The sequence below is a fragment of the Polaromonas sp. genome (assembly GCF_049790275.1).
In the GTDB taxonomy this organism is placed as follows: domain Bacteria; phylum Pseudomonadota; class Gammaproteobacteria; order Burkholderiales; family Burkholderiaceae_C; genus Polaromonas.
Genome location: NZ_JBAQYR010000161.1, coordinates 14,909 through 32,087 on the forward strand (window position 1 = coordinate 14,909; position 17,179 = coordinate 32,087).

The following is a 17,179-nucleotide window of genomic DNA, read 5'->3' on the forward strand; positions in this document are numbered from 1 at the left end:
TGTTGCAAGTTTCCCTGCAATCGTCGAGCCTTGAATTATAGCCCGAAAATCAGAGGCTTTTCAAGCGGCTGAGTCTTGCGATGACGTTTTCCTTGTCCATCAAGGACAAAAAAGCATCGAGCGATGGCGTTTGCTGGCGTCCTGCCACCAGCATGCGCACAGGCATCGCCAACTGCGGCATTTTCAGGCCGGTTTCACCGAGCACCTGCTTGATGGCAGCAGCAATCGCGGCCTTGTTCCACTCGCAACCGGCCAGCAGACCAGCGAGTTTTTCCACGGCGGGTGCGGCATCGGCGGGGACATGGGTTTTGATCTCTTCCGCGCTGACTGGCTCCTGGCTGACCAGCAGGGCCATCCACTCGGCCAGCTCCACCAGTGTGCTGCAGCGATCCTTGAGCAAGGCACAGGCCGCCACGCGCCGGTCTGCATCGAGGCTGGCCAGTAGGCGCTCATTGAGGAAAGGCGGCACCAACTCAGCAAGCCTGTCGTCGGCCATGGCCTTCATGTGCTGGGCGTTGACCCAGCGCAGCTTGGTTTCGTCAAACTGCGCAGCGCTTTTGCCCAGATGGTCCAGGTTGAACCATTGCAGGAACTGTTCGCGGGTGAAAATTTCATCATCACCATGGCTCCAGCCCAGACGCGCCAGGTAGTTCACCATGGCATCAGGCAGGTAGCCTTCCGCGGCGTACTGCGTGACCGCCTTGGCGCCGTGGCGCTTGCTCATCTTCTCGCCCTGCTCGTTGAGCACGGTCGGCAGGTGCGCATACACCGGCACCTCTTTGCCCAGCGCACGGAAGATGTTGATCTGGCGCGGCGTGTTGTTGATGTGATCGTCGCCGCGGATCACATGGGTGATGGCCATGTCGATGTCGTCGACCACCACACAGAAGTTGTAGGTCGGCGTACCGTCAGGCCGTGCAATCACCAGGTCGTCGAGCTCGTCGTTGCTGATCTCGATGCGGCCCTTGACCTTGTCGTCCCAGACCACGGCGCCGCCCTGCGGGTTTTTGAAACGCAGCACAGGCTGCACGCCATCGGGCACAGGCGGCAAGGTCTTGCCGGGCTCGGGCCGCCAGGTGCCGTCATAACGCGGTTTTTGCTTTTCGGCCATCTGCTTTTCGCGCAGAGCATCGAGTTCGGCCATGCTCATGTAGCAGGGGTAGACATGGCCGGCGGCCTGCAGGTCGGCGAGCACCGCCTTGTAGCGGTCCATGCGCTGCATCTGGTAATAAGGGCCTTCGTCGTAGTTCAGGCCCAGCCAGCGCATGCTTTCGATGATCACATCGACGGCTTCCTGCGACGAACGCTCGAGGTCGGTGTCTTCAATGCGCAGGATGAAGTCGCCACCTGTCGCTCGCGCAAAGGCCCAAGGGTAAAGGGCCGAACGGATGTTGCCGAGATGGATGAAACCTGTAGGGGAAGGCGCAAAGCGTGTTCTTGTTTTTTGTGTCATGTCAGGGTGTTCAGGCCGCGCAGCAGGTCGGCCTTCAAGTCTTCGATATGTTCCAGCCCGACCGCCACGCGAATCAGGCCCTGCCCGATGCCGGCTGCCTGGCGCTGAACTTCGGTGAGGCGCCCGTGCGAAGTGGTGCCGGGGTGGGTGATGATGGTTTTGGTGTCGCCGAGGTTGGTGGCAATGCTCATCACGCGCACGCTGTTGATCACGTGAAAGGCGTTGGCGCGCGCAAGTTCGGGGTTGTCCCCGCGCACATCGAAGGACACCACCGCCCCGCCCTGCCCCGACTGCTGGCGCATGGCCAGGTCGTGCTGCGGATGCGAGGCCAGCCCCGGGTAATAGACGCGCGTCACGGCGGGCTGCTTTTCCAGCCACTGCGCAAAGGCGAGCGCATTGGCGCATTGCGCCTGCATGCGGATACCCAGCGTTTCGAGCCCCTTGAGTACCACCCAGGCGTTGAACGGGGACAGCGTCATGCCGGCTGTGCGAACGACGGGTCCGAACACGTCAACAATCAGTTCCGAAGGACCACAAATCGCTCCAGCCATGACACGGCCCTGGCCATCAAGGTATTTGGTGCCGGAATGGATCACCAGGTCGGCACCCAGTTCGACGGGCCGCTGCAGCGCCGGCGTGCAGAAACAATTGTCTACCGCAAGCAGCGCGCCGACACCGTGCGCAAGACCGGCCAGCGCGGCGATGTCGCACACATCCGTCAGCGGATTGGTCGGCGTCTCGGCAAACAGGAGCTTGGTGGTGGGCCTGAGTGCGGCCTTCCACTCACCCACATCGGTCTGCGACACAAAGGTGGTTTCGACCCCGAACTTGCCGAACTCACGTCCGATCAGGTTGATGGTTGAGCCGAACATCGAGCGCGAGCAAATGACGTGGTCGCCGGATTTGAGCAGCCCCATGCACATCATGAGGATGGCGCCCATGCCGGTGGAGGCGCCAATCGCCGCTTCCGTTCCTTCCAGCGCCGCCAGCCGTTGCTCGAAACTGGTCACCGTGGGGTTGGACGTACGGCCATAGGTATAGCCTTCCTCGGTGCCGGCAAATCGGCGGGCCGCGGTTTCCGCATCGGGCTGCACAAAGCCACTGGTCAGGTACAGCGCCTCGGAGTTTTCGCCATGCTGGCTGGGCTCCAGCGCAACGCGCACGGCAAGTGTGTCGCGATGCAGGTTGTCGGGAAGTTTTCTGTCTGCCATGCTCAGGCTTCCTGCGGATTGGGCAGGGCCAAACGCGAAACATCGACCTCGTTTTCCTCACTCGAGTCGATCCGTTGTTCGTTCATTTTGGCAATGCTCTCTGCCGTGATGTCGCCGGTGATGTAAATGCCGTCGAAACAGGAGGCATCGAAACCGTCGAGCCGGGTGTTCAGCGAGCCGATGGCGCGTTTCATGCCTTCCACGTCCTGGTAGATCAGCGCGTCACAACCAATGGCCACGCGGATTTCCTCGACGGTACGGCCATGCGCGACGAGTTCGTCGGCCGTCGGCATGTCGATGCCGTAAACGTTGGGGTAACGCACCGGCGGCGCGGCGCTGGCCAAATACACCTTCTTCGCACCGGCATCACGTGCCATCTGGACGATCTCGCGGCTGGTGGTGCCGCGCACGATGGAGTCATCGACCAGCAGCACGTTGCGCCCCTTGAACTCGCTGGCGATCACGTTGAGCTTCTGGCGTACCGATTTCTTGCGCACGCCCTGTCCCGGCATGATGAATGTCCGGCCAACATAGCGGTTCTTCACGAAACCTTCGCGGTAGGGAATGCCCAGCAGGTGTGCGAGCTGCGTGGCGCTCGGGCGGCTGGACTCCGGGATGGGAATGATCACATCGATTTCATTGGGCGGCACGGTGGACACCACGCGCTTGGCCAGCGTTTCACCGAGATTCAGGCGCGCCTGGTAGACGGAAATGCCGTCGAGCACCGAGTCGGGCCGGGCCAGGTAAACAAACTCAAAAATGCAGGGATTGAGCCGGGGATGCTCAGCGCATTGCTCGGCATGGACCGTGCCTTCCAGGTCAACAAACACCGCCTCGCCCGGCGCGATGTCGCGCTCGAACTGATGCGCCGTACCTTCGAGCGCCACCGACTCGCTGGCCACCATCACGGTGCGGCCGCTCTCATTGTGGCCACGGCCGATACACAACGGGCGAATGCCGAAAGGGTCGCGAAAAGCCAGCAGGCCGTGGCCGGCAATCAGTGCCACCACGGCGTAGGAGCCCTTCACACGCTTGTGCACGCCGCGCACAGCGGCAAACACATCGGAAGGTTTGAGCGGCAGCCCGCGCGTGGTTTTTTCGAGTTCGTGCGCGAGCACGTTGAGCAGCACCTCGGAGTCGCTGTCGGTGTTGATGTGGCGGTGGTCGGTGTTGAAGAGTTCGGCTTTGAGCACCGCAGCATTGGTCAGGTTGCCGTTGTGCGACAGCACCAGGCCAAAAGGCGCGTTCACGTAAAAGGGCTGGGCCTCGTCCTCGCTGTAGGCATTGCCCGCCGTGGGATAACGCACCTGGCCGAGGCCGACGGTGCCGGGCAGCGCGCGCATGTTGCGGGTACGGAACACGTCACGCACCATGCCTTTGGCCTTGTGCATGAAGAACTTGCGTCCCTGCTGCGTGACGATACCCGCGGCGTCCTGGCCGCGATGCTGGAGCAGCAGCAGGCCGTCATAGATCAGCTGGTTCACCGGGGCGTTGCTGACAACACCAACTATTCCGCACATAAGTTTCCGATCATCAAATCGCCATCAATTACAGGTATTTTGCAAACTGCTCGGGCAACACCGGCTTCAGGCCCTTGACCGCTGCTGTCAGCACTTCAGCGCCTGCGGACTCCTTCCACCAGACACTGCTTTTGAAAACGGTCATGTTGATCACCACCGTCACCGCCAGCAGCAAAATCACCCCGCGCACCACACCAAAAGCTGCACCCAGCGCGCGATCAACCGGCCGCAGGCCGATGGCTTCCACCAGCTTCTTGAACAGCACCGCCAGCAACCCCGCCAAAAACACGGCGGCGATAAAAATCAGCACAAAAGCAGCGGCATACCGCACGGGCTCGGACGCACTCTGCAACGGCAGCAGGGCGGCCACGTCCGGAGCAAACCATTGCGCCAGGTAAAACGACAAGGCCCAACCGAGAACAGAGAGGACTTCGTACACCAGTCCCCGCCAAGCGCCGACGATCAGCGACACCACCAACACACCCAAAAAAGCCAGGTCAGCAACCGCCACGCGTGACTTACCTTTACCTACAAGGTCAGGATGGCGGCCGGCAAATCAAGGCTTTTGATCTTGCTGGCGGCCTTGTCCGCATCGGCCTTGCTGGCAAACGGCCCCACACGCACGCGGATGCGCTTGCCATCCTTGGTTTCGGCCACCTGGGTGTAGGTCTTGAACCCCGCCCGCTCCAGCTTCTGCCGCACTTCCCGTGCCTTGCCCTCATCGGCAAAAGCGCCAACCTGCACCACCAGGCGCCCGTCCACCTCGGCCGGCGCAGCTTTGGCTGGTGCAGCCGCGGCCACCTTGCCTTCAAGCAGAGCCTTGGCACGCGCGCCCTCGTCGTTGCTCAGAGCCGTCTTGGCGGCGGGTTTGGGTTCCGCTGCAGGTTCCGTCTTTGCTTCGCTTTTAATAGCTGCTGACGCAGATGCCGCGGGGGCTACAGCCTTTTTTTCCGTAACAATCTCTTCGCGGGGCGTCAGGCCGGTCGGTTCGGCCGCCTTGTCGCTCCCGGCTGGCGGGACGGGGGCGGCGGCCACCGGCGCAGTGACCGGCGCCGGCATCACCAGCGGCTTGACCCCATTTTTGGACGGTATTTCAATCGGGATATCGACCGCCACCGGTCGCGGTTGTGTGTCGAACAGCAAGGGAAACCCGATCACCCCGGCCAGCACCAGCACCACTGCACCAATCAGGCGGTGCTTGGCACGTTTGCGCATCACTTCCACGCTTTCGGTCTGGGCACCAGACCCGGCGGCAGCGGCAGAAGGTTGGCTCCGGCGAAAGTTGAAAAACGGCATGGCGGTGACGGTATCCGTTAGGTATCGGTTGATGAAGCGTGGCGCCCAGGCGCGGCGTGCGGAGCAAAAAGGCGGGGCAGGCCGTCCTTCAAAACACCCCCCACGGTGTAGAAGGATCCGAACACCACAATTCTATCAGCGGGGTCTGCAGCGGCCACGGCGGCCTGCAGGGCCTGCACCGGGTCGGCGAACACGTCTGCGCGCACATCCTGGCGTGTGTTCAGCCCTTGCCACCTTGCCATCAAATCAGCGCCGGTTGACGCGCGCGCGGTTGGCAAATCGGTGAAATACCAGCGGTCAATCATGGGGTTCACGCGCGCCATCATCTGCGTCAGGTCCTTGTCGGCCATGGCGCCGAACACGCCGTGGGTGCAGGGATAAAAACCCATCGCATCCAGATTTTCCGCCAGCGCTGCCACCGAGTGCGGGTTGTGCGCCACGTCAAGCACCAGCGTCGGCTGGCCAGAAATGATCTGGAAGCGCCCCGGCAGTTCCACCATGCCCAGCCCGTTGCGTATGGCCTGCGCCGTCACCGGCAGGCGGTCGCGCAAGGCCGTCAGCGCGGCAAGCACGCCCGAGGCATTGACCAGCTGGTTGGCGCCACGCAGCGCCGGATAGGCCAGACCGGCGTACCTTCGGCCGCGCCCGGCCCACGCCCACTGCTGCTTGTCGCCGGAGAAGTTGAAATCGTGACCGAGGCGCCACAGGTCAGCGCCCACTTCGGCGGCATGTGCGATCACGCTTTGCGGCGGCATGGGATCGCCCACCACCACCGGTTTGCCGGGCCGCATGATGCCGGCTTTCTCATGGCCAATGCTTTCCCGGTCTTTGCCCAGCAGCTCGGTGTGGTCGATGTCGATGCTGGTGATCAGCGCGCAGTCTGCATCGATGATGTTGACCGAATCCAGCCGGCCGCCCACGCCGACCTCCAGGATCACCACGTCCAGCCCGGAAGCCGCCATCAAGCTGAAAATGGCCAGCATGGTGAACTCGAAATAGGTCAGCGAAGTGTCGCCGCGCAGCGCCTCCACCCGGGCAAAGTGCGGCACCAGATCCGCGGCGGCAGCCGTGTCGCCCCGGATGCGGCAGCGCTCCTCAAAGTGCACCAGGTGCGGCGAGGTGTAAACGCCGGTGCGGTAACCGGCCTGCCCCAGGATGGCTTCGAGCATCGCGCAGCTCGAACCCTTGCCGTTGGTACCGGCCACGGTGATGACCGGGCAGTCAAACCGCAGTTCCATGCGGGTGGCAACGCGGCTGACCCGGTCCAGCCCGAGTTCAATCGCATGGGGGTGCAGGCGCTCACAGTGCGCGAGCCAATCGGCGAGGGTGTTCAGCTTGTCCATACAGGGCCGTATTGTCGCTGCTGGCGCTCACGGACTCCCAGCCCGAAAGCCTTGGCCCCGCGGTCCGCGAGGACGAATTCGCTATCAAATAAGTAGCTTCCATCGCCCGCATCCATTGGGCTGAAGGTCAATCCGGCACATGAATTCATGCCAGAATGGCGCATGATCACTGTTTACGGCATCCCCAACTGCGACACCGTCAAAAAAGCCCGCGCCTGGCTGGCCAGCCACGGCGTCGCCCACACCTTTCACGACTTCAGGAAACAGGGCGTGCCGGCTGACCGCCTGGCCATCTGGCAAAAAGCCGTGGGCTGGGAAAAACTGGTCAACCGCCAGGGGACCACCTGGCGCAAGCTCGACCCGCAGCAGCAGGCTGCCACCACCGACGCGGCCAGCGCCCAGGCCCTGATGCTGGCCCAGCCAAGCGTCATCAAGCGCCCCGTGGTGGACTGGGGAACCCAGGTAACTGTCGGGTTCGATGAAAAAAGCTGGACGGCGCGCCTGTAACCACGAACACAGCTTTACAGGGCTTTACCGAACTTTTGTGCACCAAAACGTGTCTGATTCATTAAACTTGAAATGTCACTTTGGGACACCCTTGCAGGGTGCGTCCCAGCAGGCTGAAAAGGAGTCTGAACCATGAAAAAAGCAATCGTCCTGTCCACCGTGGCCGCAGCTTCCGGGCTGTTCGCCGCCAGCGCATCCGCCATGGACATCCTGGCACGCGTCATTTCCAGTACACCCGTGGTGCAGCAGGTCAGCGTACCGCAGCAGGTTTGCACCACACAGCCCATGATCACCCAGGCACCTCCTTCAGGCGCAGGCGCCGTGATGGGCGCACTGGCCGGCGGCGCCATGGGCAATGCCGTCGGTGACGGGGGAGGTAGGGCACTGGCAACCGTGATCGGCCTGGTCGGTGGCGCCATGGTCGGCAACAACATCGAAGGCAACCGCAACCAGGTGCAGAACGTGCAGCAATGCGGCACCCAGACCTCGTACGAAAACCGCACCACCCACTACAACGTGGTTTACGAGTACGCCGACAAGCAATACACCATCCAGATGCCCAACGACCCTGGCCTTTACGTGCGGTTGCAGGTCACGCCCGTGGGCGCCATGCCGGCACAGCCTGCGCCGCAGGCCAATGTGCAGCAGGGTTATGTCCAGCCGCCCCAGCCGGTGTATTCGCAGCAACCTGTCTACGCCCAACCCGTGTATGCACAACCGGTGTACGTCCAACCGGCGGTGGTGGCCTATCCGGGCTATTACCCGCGGCCCTATTACCCGCCTGTCGGTGTGTCGCTCAACTTCGGCTACAGCCGCGGTTACGGACACCACCACTGGCGCTAGGCTGAGATCCAAAAACAAAAAGGGGCTTTACCAGCCCCTTTTTTGCGCCTGATCACCCGCCAGCTGGCCAGCTTACAGCGTCGTCGGCAGCAGCGCGCCCTTGAAAAGCACCGGGCCGCTGGGCCCGCTGCCTGCCGGCACGCCGCCTTTCGGCTCCAGGCTGATGGCCAGCGCAGGCACTTGGTTCACATCACTGCTGCCCGCAGGCAGGCGAACCACCGTGCCATCGCCCAGAACACCCAGCGACCGCGGACCGCCCGCCTGCGGCAGCGCCCACAACTGCAGGGACTTGTCCGGGCCAGGATGGAACTGGCCCACATGCCTGAGCTGCAACTGGCTGTGTTTGGGATCGTAGGTCACCAGCACCGAGGGAGCTGCCTTGTCGTCAGCCAGCACGGCCACATACCGGATTTCCGGCGTGGCGGCCAGTTTGGCGCTGAGCTCCTGAACCTGGCCGTTCAGCTTGCCGTTCAGGTTCAGCCCGGCGGCGACAGCCAGCACGGCCACCATCGCCCCGGCCGCGCTTGCGCCACGCCATAGGCCCAGGCTGGTCCACCAGCTTGCGCCGGATGCAGCGGCTGCAGGCGCCTGCCGCGCGGCCAGCATGGCACGTGCCTGCTTGTCCGCCTGCACGAGGTTTTCAACGCGTTTCCAGACCGCCGGGCCCGGCACCTCCTGCGGCTGCAGTTCAGTCACCGAGGCAAGGCGGCTCTGCCAGATCAGGGCCGCCGCCCGGATGGGTGCCTGCGTCCGCGCCAGCTCCTCAAAGCGGCGCCGCGCGCCGCCACGCAGGGTGCCCAGCGCGTAGCTGGCCGCCAGCTGCTCGATCAGCGCGGGGTTGCGGGTCAAATTCATACGCCACCTTCTTCAGAAGTTTCCCGCCGCGAACCGGCAGGAACAAACAAAACAACAGCACCCGATTTCATGCAAAGCGGGACATGCAGCCACGCAGCTGTTCGAGGCCCCGCCTGATCCAGGTTTTCACCGTACCCAGCGGCAGCTTGAGCTGTTCGGCCAGCTCGCCATGGCTCAAATCACGCAGATAGGCCAGGCTCACCACCTCGCGCTGCCGGTTGCCGAGCTGGCTCAGGCACTGGTGCAAAGCCCAGGCCTGCTCGCCGGCCAGCGCGGTGTCCATCGGGTTGGGCGAGTCGCCTTCCATGGTGTCGGACATCGCGTCGTCCAACGCCAGGGCCTGGTCGGCCCGTTCAGATGTACGGCGGCGCAGGAAGTCCAGCCCCCGGCTGCGCACGATGAGGCACATCCAGGCCATGGGCGGCGACAGCGACGCCCGGTAATCGCCCGCAATACGCCAGATGTTGAGGAAAGCTTCCTGCAGCACATCCTCGGCCCAGCTGCGATTACCAACCACACGAACCGCCACGCCATACAGCTTGGACGAGCTCAGCTCGTACAGCTGTTTGAGCGCCGATTCGTCGGCCAGCGCGACGCGCTCAATCAGCGCGATCAATTGCGTATCGGGGCTGTCTGCTTTCATGGGTGGTCATTGTCCTTCACCGGGAGTACGCAGGGAACCTCCCCGCGGATTCAAGGCCCGGCCCCGGGGCATGGGGCCGGGCGGGCACCCGGCACCGGCGGGTAACCTAAAATCAGGAGTTTTGCACCCGCCCGCCCTCTGCAGGCCCTTTTCCCGTTTTATTCAATCCATCCATGATTACCGAACAAATAGCCAACATCAGCGTCACCACCCAAGCCAACGTGTACTTTGACGGCAAGTGCGTGAGCCACGGCATCACCCTGGCCGATGGCACCAAAAAGTCGGTCGGTGTGGTGCTGCCTTCGACGCTGACCTTCAGCACGGGCGCACCCGAGATCATGGAATGCGTGGCCGGCTCCTGCGACTACAAGCTGGCCGGCAGCGACACCTGGGTGACATCCTTCCCGGGCGAAAAATTCAGCGTGCCCGGCAACTCGAAGTTCGAGATCCGTGTCGGTCAGGCCTACCACTACATCTGTCACTTCGGTTGATCCGGGACCCCGCCATGAGCACCATTCTCCAGAACCTCCCCGCCGGCCAGAAAGTCGGCATCGCCTTTTCAGGCGGACTCGATACCAGCGCAGCCCTGCACTGGATGAAGCTCAAGGGTGCGATTCCCTACGCCTACACCGCCAACCTCGGCCAGCCCGACGAGCCCGACTACGAAGAGATCCCGCGCAAGGCCCTGCAATACGGCGCCGAAAAAGCCCGCCTCATCGATTGCCGCAAACAGCTGGCCGCCGAAGGCATTGCCGCGCTGCAGTGCGGCGCCTTCCACATCTCGACTGCCGGCGTGACCTACTTCAACACCACGCCGCTGGGCCGTGCGGTCACCGGCACCATGCTGGTGTCGGCGATGAAACAGGACGACGTCAACATCTGGGGCGACGGCAGCACCTACAAGGGCAACGACATCGAGCGCTTTTACCGCTATGGCCTGCTGACCAACCCCGCCCTGAAGATCTACAAGCCCTGGCTGGACCAGCTCTTCATCGACGAGCTCGGCGGCCGCGCCGAAATGTCGGCCTTCATGACCGCCGCCGGCTTCGGCTACAAGATGTCGGCCGAAAAGGCCTACTCGACCGACTCCAACATGCTGGGCGCCACCCACGAGGCGAAAGACCTCGAGCATCTGGACAGCGGCATGAAAATCGTCAACCCCATCATGGGTGTGGCGTTCTGGAAGGACGAAGTCGAGGTCAAGCGCGAGGAAGTCACGGTGCGCTTCGAAGAAGGCCGGCCGGTAGCCCTGAACGGCAAGACCTATGACGACCTGGTCGAGCTGATCCTCGAGGCCAACCGCATCGGCGGACGCCACGGCCTGGGCATGAGCGACCAGATCGAAAACCGCATCATCGAAGCCAAGAGCCGCGGCATCTACGAAGCACCGGGCCTGGCGCTGCTGTTCATCGCCTACGAGCGCCTGATCACCGGCATCCACAACGAAGACACCATCGAGCAGTACCGCGACAACGGCCGCAAGCTGGGCCGGCTGCTGTACCAGGGCCGCTGGTTCGACTCGCAGGCCATCATGCTGCGCGAAACCGCACAGCGCTGGGTGGCACGTGCCGTCACCGGCGAGGTGACCATCGAGCTGCGCCGCGGCAACGACTATTCGATCCTCAACACCGTCTCCGCCAACCTGACCTACAAGCCGGAACGGCTGAGCATGGAAAAAGTTGAAGGCGCCTTCACCCCGCTGGACCGCATCGGCCAGCTGACCATGCGCAACCTCGACATCATCGACACCCGCGACAAGCTGGCGATCTACACCCAGGCCGGCCTGCTGTCCCTGGGCGAAGGCGATTCGCTGCCGCGCTTGGGCGGCAAGGACGACTGAAAACGGTGAATGGGGCCACTTTTCAAGCGAAAAGTGGCTGCAGCCCTTGTTCCACGCGCGCAATCAGCTATGAATGACATAGCAGCGCCAGATCACCGGGCCGGCTACACCACCACCGGCTCAGGCTCCAGCAAAATGCCAAAGCGCTCATAGACACTCGTCTGGATCGCCTTGGCCAGGGTCATCACCTCGCCGCCTGTCACCGGGTTGACCGTGCCGCCGCGGTTGACCAGCACCAGGGCCTGCCGCTCGTAGACGCCGGCGTTGCCAATCGTCTTGCCCTTCCAGCCGCAGGCATCGATCAGCCAGCCCGCCGCCAGTTTGACGGAGCCGTCGTCCAGGTGGTAGTGCACGATCTTGGGTTCGCGCTGGATGATGTCGGCGCATTGCTCAGGCGTGACGGTGGGGTTCTTGAAGAAACTGCCGGCGTTGCCGATCACCTTCGGGTCGGGCAGCTTGGCCTTGCGGATCTCGCAGATCCACTCATAAATCTGTAGCGCGTCCGGCACGACAGACGGGGACTGCGCCATCTTTTTCTCTATATCGGCATAACCCAGCACGGCTTTCCAGGCCTTGGGCAGGGCAAACCGCACACGCGTGATCAGCGCCTTGCCGGCCAGGCCGAGACCGTTGGGGCCGGTGCTGCTGTGTTTGAAGACCGAATCGCGGTAGCCAAAAGCACACTGCGCCGCATTGAGCGTGAAGCTTTTGCCGGTCGTCAGGTCGATGGCGTCGAGCGACTCGAACCGGTCCTGCAGCTCCACGCCGTAAGCGCCGATGTTCTGCACCGGCGAGCCGCCCACGGTGCCGGGAATCAGTGCCAGGTTTTCCAGCCCGGGGTAGCCCTTGTGCACCGTCCAGCTGACGATGTCATGCCAGTTCTCGCCCGCACCGGCTTCCACAATCCAGGCTTTGGCCGTCTCGCCGACCAGCTTTTTTCCCTTGATTTCCACCTTGAGCACCAGCGGCTTGACGTCGCCGGTGATCACGATGTTGCTGCCGCCGCCCAGCACGAATTTGGGCAGCACCTGCAGGTCGGGATCGGCCAGCACGGCTGCGACATCCTCCTCGCCGGCAATGCGCACCAGCGCAAGCGCCTTGGCCATGATGCCAAAGGTGTTGGAAAACTGGAGGGGAACGTTTTTCTCGACTAACATCACGGGATTGTCTCACCCTGACAACCCTGCAACGCAACCAGGAAACCGGAAACCATGCCCTCCTTTGACACCGTCCTCGAAGCCGATCTGGTGAAGGTCAAAAACGGGGTGGAAAATACCGCCAAGGAAATCGGAACGCGTTTCGACTTCAAGGGCACGGCCGCCGCGATCGAGCTCAAGGACAAGGAAATCACGCTGATTGGCGACAGCGATTTCCAGATTGACCAGATCACCGACATCCTGCGCAACAAGATGACCAAAAGCGGCGTTGACGTGCGTTTCCTTGATGCCGGCAAGGTGGAAAAGATAGGCGGCGACAAGGTCAAGCAGATCGTCAAGGTCCGCAATGGCATCGAGACCGAACAGGCCAAGAAGATCTCGCAGCTCATCAAGGGCAGCAAGGTCAAGGTGCAGGCGTCCATCCAGGGCGACGCAGTGCGTGTGACAGGCGCCAAACGTGACGATCTGCAGGCAGCCATGGCCATGATCAAGGCAGAGCTGCCGGACATGCCGCTGAGCTTCAACAACTTTAGAGACTGAACGTGGCCCCCACGCGCCCCACTGCGTGTGGTTCGCTGCCCCCCGGCGGGGCGCTGCGCCTGCGGCCCGGCGAAGCCGGTTCCGCGGCCCCGGCTGGCATGGGATGGAAAAACTTCCCCCTCTTGTTCATCGCGCTGGCGGCCTTTGGCGGCGTGGCACACGCCCAAAGCGTCGCCCTGGCCGGCATGCTGGGCAACAAGGCGCTGCTGGTGGTCAACGGCGCCGCACCGAAATCCGTGGCAGCGGGCGAAAAACACATGGATGTGAAGGTGATCTCCACGTCCGGTGACCAGGCCGTGCTCGAACTCAATGGCAAGCGCCACACCCTGCGCGTCGGGGATGCGCCGGTCAGTGTGGGTGCCGGGGGAGGCACAGGTGGGGAAGGCCGCAGAGGCGGGAACCGCATTGTGCTGACCGCAGGCAGTGGTGGACATTTCATGACGCAAGGTCAGATCAACGGCCAGACCGTGCAGTTCCTGGTGGACACAGGTGCCACGTCAATCTCCATGACGGTGGCCGACGCCGAGCGCATGGGTTTGGACTACAAGTCCGGACAGCGTATACAGCTCAGCACGGCCAATGGGGTAGTACCGGGCTGGCGAACTTCGCTCAGGTCGGTACGCGTAGGTGACGTGGAAGTGTTCAATGTGGATGCAGTCGTGGCGGCACGAGACTTGCCGTTCCTGCTGCTGGGCAACAGTTTTCTGACGCGTTTCCAGATGATCCGGGAAAACGACCAGATGACGCTGGTCAAGCGGTTTTGAAGGAAAAATGGCTGTAGCCCTTTCCCCTCGGGCGCAAGCAGCTACTTAATTCATAGCAGATTGCCGTGCAGCTCAGCTTTTCTTGCTGGCACCCAGCTTCGACTCCGTTCCCTTGAGCAGCTTGATGATGTTTTCCCGGTGCCGGAAAATCAGGAAAGCGCTCATCGCCACGATGGCCACTGCCATCAACTTGTCAACGTACCAGAACGAGCGGTCGCCGATCAGGTAGTACCACGGTGCGAAGATCGCGCAAGCGATCGCCGCCAGCGAAGAGTAGCGCGAAAACCCCGCCACGATGACCCACGTCGCCAGCGTGGCCAGGCCCAGCACCCAGTGCACGCCGAACAGCACGCCGGCAGCAGTGGCCACTCCCTTGCCGCCCTGGAAGCCAAAAAACACCGGGTAGAGATGGCCGACGAAAGCCGCGAAACCGACGGCGGCCAGGGTGCCTTCACGCATCCCGTAGTCCTTGCCGAACCACATGACCAGCGCCATCGGCACCCAGCCCTTGACACCATCGAGCAGCAGCGTGAGCACCGCCGCGGCCTTGTTGCCCGAGCGCAGCACGTTGGTGGCACCGGGGTTTTTGCTGCCGTAGCTGCGCGGGTCGTTCAGGCCCATCAGCTTGCTGACAATCACCGCAAACGACAGGGAACCGATCAGGTAGGCCGCAAGCACGGCAAGGACGGGGTAAACGTAGACCATGGGTTCTCCTGTATTTCTTGTTTTTACTCGACCAGTGCGCACTGGACGGGCTTGGCATCCAGCAACTCGATGCAGACGTGCGGCGCGATGCCGACGAGGTAACCGCGCCTGCCTCCATTGATGGCGATTCTAGGCAGGTCCAGGATGCTTTGCTCGATGTACACCGGCATAGTCTTGCGCGTTCCAAAAGGAGAGGTGCCGCCGACCAGGTAACCGCTGTGCCGGTTGGCGACTTCCGGCTTGCAGGGTTCGACCGATTTGGCGCCGATCTGGCGCGCAAGGTTTTTCGTCGATACCTTGCGGTTGCCGTGCATCAGCACCAGTAGCGGCCTGGCGTCCTGGTCCTGCATGACCAGCGTTTTGACCACTGTGAACGGATCAAAGCCGAGCACCTCGGCGCTATGCTGTGCCCCGCCATGCTCCAGGTATTCGTAGGGGTGCTCAGTGAAAGCCACCTTGTTGGCCTTCAACAACTGCGTCGCAGGCGTCCCGGAAACATGGTCTTTTTTGCTCATTGCAGGGCTTCCATTCAAGTGCCAGCGCGGAACCGGCTTTGCCGGGCCGCAGATGGCGCCCTCTTGGGGGGAGGCGCCAAAGGCGCTTCGGGGGGAACCATGGTCACTGCGCCGGGTCGCGCAGCTCCCAGCGAATCGCATCAATGGCGGCCAGCAGTTCGGGGGGCAGTTTCGTGCCGAATACATCCAGGTTCTCGTCGAGTTGCGCCACCGAGGTCACGCCAATGATGGTGCTGGCCACCTGCCACCGGGTGTAGCAAAACGCCAGCGCGAGCTGCGTGGGCGTGATTCCGTGTTCGCGGGCCAGTGCGTTGTAGCGGCGCGCGGCCGCCAGTGCCTCGGGCCGGCCCCAGCGCTGCTGGCGCACCGTCTCGTATCTGGCAATGCGCGCATCCGCGGGCGCCTCGGGGCCTGCGGTGCCGCCCACGTCGTACTTCCCGGTCAGCAAACCGAAACCCAGCGGCGAATAGGCCAGCAGCGACACACCGAGCCTGTACATGGTTTCATCCAGCCCGTTTTCCACCGTGCGGTTCACCAGGCAAAACGGGTTCTGCACCGTTGCCACCCTGGGCAGGCCGTGTTGCTCTGCAAGACGCACAAATTCGTGCACGCCGTAAGGCGTCTCGTTGGACAGGCCGATCGCGCGCACCTTGCCGGCTTTCACCAGGCCGCCCAGAGCCTCCAGTTGCTCATGAATGGAGCTGACCGGCTTGTCTTTCGCAGGGTCGAAATACAGCATGCCGAAAGCCGGCACGTGGCGCGCCGGCCAGTGAATCTGGTACAGGTCGATCGTCTCCAGCTGCAGGCGTTTGAGGCTGTCCTCGCAGGCCTGCACGATGTCCTGCGGCGTCAGGTCGGGGCTGCCCTTGCGCACCCAGGCCATGCCGCGCGCCGGGCCGGCAACCTTGGTGGCCACCACCAGTTTGTCACGCGCGCCCGGGCGTTTGGCCAACCAGTTGCCGATGATGGTTTCGGTGGCACCAAAGGTTTCGGCCCTGGCCGGCACCGAATACATTTCCGCCGTGTCGAGGAAATTGACACCGCGCTCGAGGGAGCGGTCAAGGATTGAATGCGCTGTGGCTTCATCCACCTGTTCACCGAAAGTCATGGTGCCCAGGCAAATGGGGGTGACCTGCAGCCCGCTGCTACCGAGTTGTACTTTTTTCATGGAAGTTTCAATGTCAATGCAAGGATGTGTGTGAGGAACCAAGGCTGGTGGCATGCCACCAAGGAGCGCTAGTTTAAGCGGTCAAAAGCATCGCTGCTGGCGGGCAGTCTGTCGGGCATTTAGCTTACAAACACATACCTTTGTGATGCATACCATTCACACACAACAGCTTTAATCACCACGCCTAACAACTTTCCAGGAGCATCTCCCCCATGAAATTAGCCCTTACCTCCCTCACCTGTGCCGCCCTCTTCCTGAGCGGCTGCGCCAACATGAGTGAAACCCAGCAGGGCACCGCCAAAGGTGCCGGCATCGGCGCCGTGGCTGGTGCCGTGATCGGCGCAGCCACCGGCGGCTCCAAAGGCGCGGCCCAGGGCGCAGTACTGGGTGGTGCAGTCGGTGCAGGCGGTGGCTACCTCTGGTCCAAGCGTATGCAGGACCAGAAGGCCGCGATGGAACGGGCAACCGTCGGCACCGGCGTGGCCGTGAGCCAGACCGCTGACAACCGCCTCAAGCTCGACATTCCTTCCGACATCTCGTTCGCCACCGGCCGCTCGGACATCAACTCCAGCTTCGCGCCGATTCTTAACCAGTTTGCCACCAGCCTGAACCAGAACCCGGTGACCACCGTGACCATCATCGGCCACACCGACAGCACCGGAAGCGATGCTATCAACAACCCGCTGTCGATCGACCGCGCCAACAGCACGCGCAATTACCTGGCATCCCGCGGTGTTGCCGCCAACCGCATCGCCACCGACGGCCGCGGTTCGCGCGAACCCATCGCCGACAACAACACCAATGAAGGCCGTGCGAAGA

At 62.7% G+C, this 17,179-nt stretch carries 19 protein-coding genes; 7 read left to right on the top strand and 12 right to left on the bottom strand.

The window, feature by feature from the left end; genetic code table 11:
* Nucleotides 1–49: 49 nt before the first annotated feature.
* From gltX to folC, 6 genes are read right to left on the bottom strand one after another with little or no spacing between them, the layout of a single operon-like run.
* A complete protein-coding gene (gltX, locus tag WA904_RS21060) occupies nucleotides 50–1,453 on the bottom strand; it encodes a glutamate--tRNA ligase (RefSeq protein ID WP_425199082.1) in 1,404 nt (467 codons plus the stop codon).
* Nucleotides 1,450–2,664 (bottom strand): O-succinylhomoserine sulfhydrylase, encoded by a 1,215-nt coding sequence (locus tag WA904_RS21065; protein WP_425199083.1) that lies wholly within the window; start codon nucleotides 2,662–2,664, stop codon nucleotides 1,450–1,452. Before WA904_RS21065 ends, gltX begins: the two co-directional genes overlap by 4 nt.
* Before the next feature lie 2 nt (nucleotides 2,665–2,666).
* Nucleotides 2,667–4,184 (bottom strand): amidophosphoribosyltransferase, encoded by a 1,518-nt coding sequence (gene purF, locus WA904_RS21070; RefSeq protein ID WP_425199084.1) that lies wholly within the window; start codon nucleotides 4,182–4,184, stop codon nucleotides 2,667–2,669.
* A gap of 28 nt (nucleotides 4,185–4,212) precedes the next feature.
* Nucleotides 4,213–4,695 carry a CvpA family protein gene (locus tag WA904_RS21075; RefSeq protein ID WP_425199085.1) on the bottom strand — a complete coding sequence of 161 codons (483 nt, stop codon included), beginning with the start codon at nucleotides 4,693–4,695 and terminating at the stop codon, nucleotides 4,213–4,215.
* 17 nt (nucleotides 4,696–4,712) lie between these two features.
* Nucleotides 4,713–5,480, bottom strand: coding sequence for an SPOR domain-containing protein (locus WA904_RS21080; RefSeq protein ID WP_425199086.1), 768 nt, complete (start codon nucleotides 5,478–5,480; stop codon nucleotides 4,713–4,715).
* A gap of 17 nt (nucleotides 5,481–5,497) precedes the next feature.
* Complete coding sequence (gene folC, locus WA904_RS21085) at nucleotides 5,498–6,823, bottom strand: bifunctional tetrahydrofolate synthase/dihydrofolate synthase (RefSeq protein ID WP_425199087.1); 1,326 nt, start codon at nucleotides 6,821–6,823, stop codon at nucleotides 5,498–5,500.
* Between the two features lie 162 nt (nucleotides 6,824–6,985).
* Between folC and WA904_RS21090 the strand changes: the two genes are divergently transcribed.
* Entirely contained in the window at nucleotides 6,986–7,330 is a 345-nt protein-coding gene (locus tag WA904_RS21090) for an ArsC family reductase (RefSeq protein ID WP_425199088.1), read from the top strand.
* A 132-nt stretch (nucleotides 7,331–7,462) separates the two neighbouring features.
* Entirely contained in the window at nucleotides 7,463–8,173 is a 711-nt protein-coding gene (locus tag WA904_RS21095) for a glycine zipper 2TM domain-containing protein (RefSeq protein ID WP_425199089.1), read from the top strand.
* 72 nt (nucleotides 8,174–8,245) lie between these two features.
* Here WA904_RS21095 and WA904_RS21100 read toward each other — a convergent pair whose 3' ends face one another.
* The gene (locus WA904_RS21100) at nucleotides 8,246–9,028 is read right to left on the bottom strand and encodes an anti-sigma factor (RefSeq protein WP_425199090.1); all 783 of its coding nucleotides are present in this window, start codon (nucleotides 9,026–9,028) and stop codon (nucleotides 8,246–8,248) included.
* Between the two features lie 67 nt (nucleotides 9,029–9,095).
* A complete protein-coding gene (locus WA904_RS21105; RefSeq protein ID WP_425199091.1) occupies nucleotides 9,096–9,671 on the bottom strand; it encodes an RNA polymerase sigma factor in 576 nt (191 codons plus the stop codon).
* A 173-nt stretch (nucleotides 9,672–9,844) separates the two neighbouring features.
* Between WA904_RS21105 and WA904_RS21110 the strand changes: the two genes are divergently transcribed.
* Together WA904_RS21110 and argG are read left to right on the top strand one after the other, a co-directional pair.
* Nucleotides 9,845–10,162, top strand: coding sequence for a pyrimidine/purine nucleoside phosphorylase (locus WA904_RS21110; RefSeq protein WP_425199092.1), 318 nt, complete (start codon nucleotides 9,845–9,847; stop codon nucleotides 10,160–10,162).
* Nucleotides 10,163–10,176: 14 nt separating this feature from the next.
* Nucleotides 10,177–11,511, top strand: a complete 1,335-nt coding sequence (argG, locus tag WA904_RS21115; RefSeq protein WP_425199093.1) for an argininosuccinate synthase — start codon at nucleotides 10,177–10,179, stop codon at nucleotides 11,509–11,511.
* A 104-nt stretch (nucleotides 11,512–11,615) separates the two neighbouring features.
* Here the strand turns inward: argG and murB are convergent, their stop codons facing one another.
* Nucleotides 11,616–12,668 carry a UDP-N-acetylmuramate dehydrogenase gene (gene murB / locus WA904_RS21120; RefSeq protein WP_425199094.1) on the bottom strand — a complete coding sequence of 351 codons (1,053 nt, stop codon included), beginning with the start codon at nucleotides 12,666–12,668 and terminating at the stop codon, nucleotides 11,616–11,618.
* 54 nt (nucleotides 12,669–12,722) lie between these two features.
* Here murB and WA904_RS21125 point away from each other — a divergent pair, with 54 nt between their 5' ends.
* Nucleotides 12,723–13,208, top strand: coding sequence for a YajQ family cyclic di-GMP-binding protein (locus tag WA904_RS21125; RefSeq protein ID WP_425199095.1), 486 nt, complete (start codon nucleotides 12,723–12,725; stop codon nucleotides 13,206–13,208).
* Nucleotides 13,209–13,306: 98 nt separating this feature from the next.
* Nucleotides 13,307–13,972 (top strand): retropepsin-like aspartic protease family protein, encoded by a 666-nt coding sequence (locus WA904_RS21130; RefSeq protein ID WP_425199100.1) that lies wholly within the window; start codon nucleotides 13,307–13,309, stop codon nucleotides 13,970–13,972.
* 72 nt (nucleotides 13,973–14,044) lie between these two features.
* Here the strand turns inward: WA904_RS21130 and plsY are convergent, their stop codons facing one another.
* From plsY to WA904_RS21145, 3 genes are all read right to left on the bottom strand, one after another.
* A complete protein-coding gene (gene plsY, locus WA904_RS21135) occupies nucleotides 14,045–14,677 on the bottom strand; it encodes a glycerol-3-phosphate 1-O-acyltransferase PlsY (RefSeq protein ID WP_425199096.1) in 633 nt (210 codons plus the stop codon).
* Nucleotides 14,678–14,700: 23 nt separating this feature from the next.
* Nucleotides 14,701–15,192 carry an aminoacyl-tRNA deacylase gene (locus WA904_RS21140; protein WP_425199097.1) on the bottom strand — a complete coding sequence of 164 codons (492 nt, stop codon included), beginning with the start codon at nucleotides 15,190–15,192 and terminating at the stop codon, nucleotides 14,701–14,703.
* 103 nt (nucleotides 15,193–15,295) lie between these two features.
* Nucleotides 15,296–16,360: an aldo/keto reductase gene (locus tag WA904_RS21145; protein ID WP_425199098.1), complete on the bottom strand. Its 1,065-nt coding sequence runs from the start codon at nucleotides 16,358–16,360 to the stop codon at nucleotides 15,296–15,298.
* Between the two features lie 212 nt (nucleotides 16,361–16,572).
* Here WA904_RS21145 and WA904_RS21150 point away from each other — a divergent pair.
* Nucleotides 16,573–17,179, top strand: a 607-nt coding sequence (locus WA904_RS21150) for an OmpA family protein (RefSeq protein ID WP_425199099.1), incomplete at its 3' end; no start/stop codon positions are given.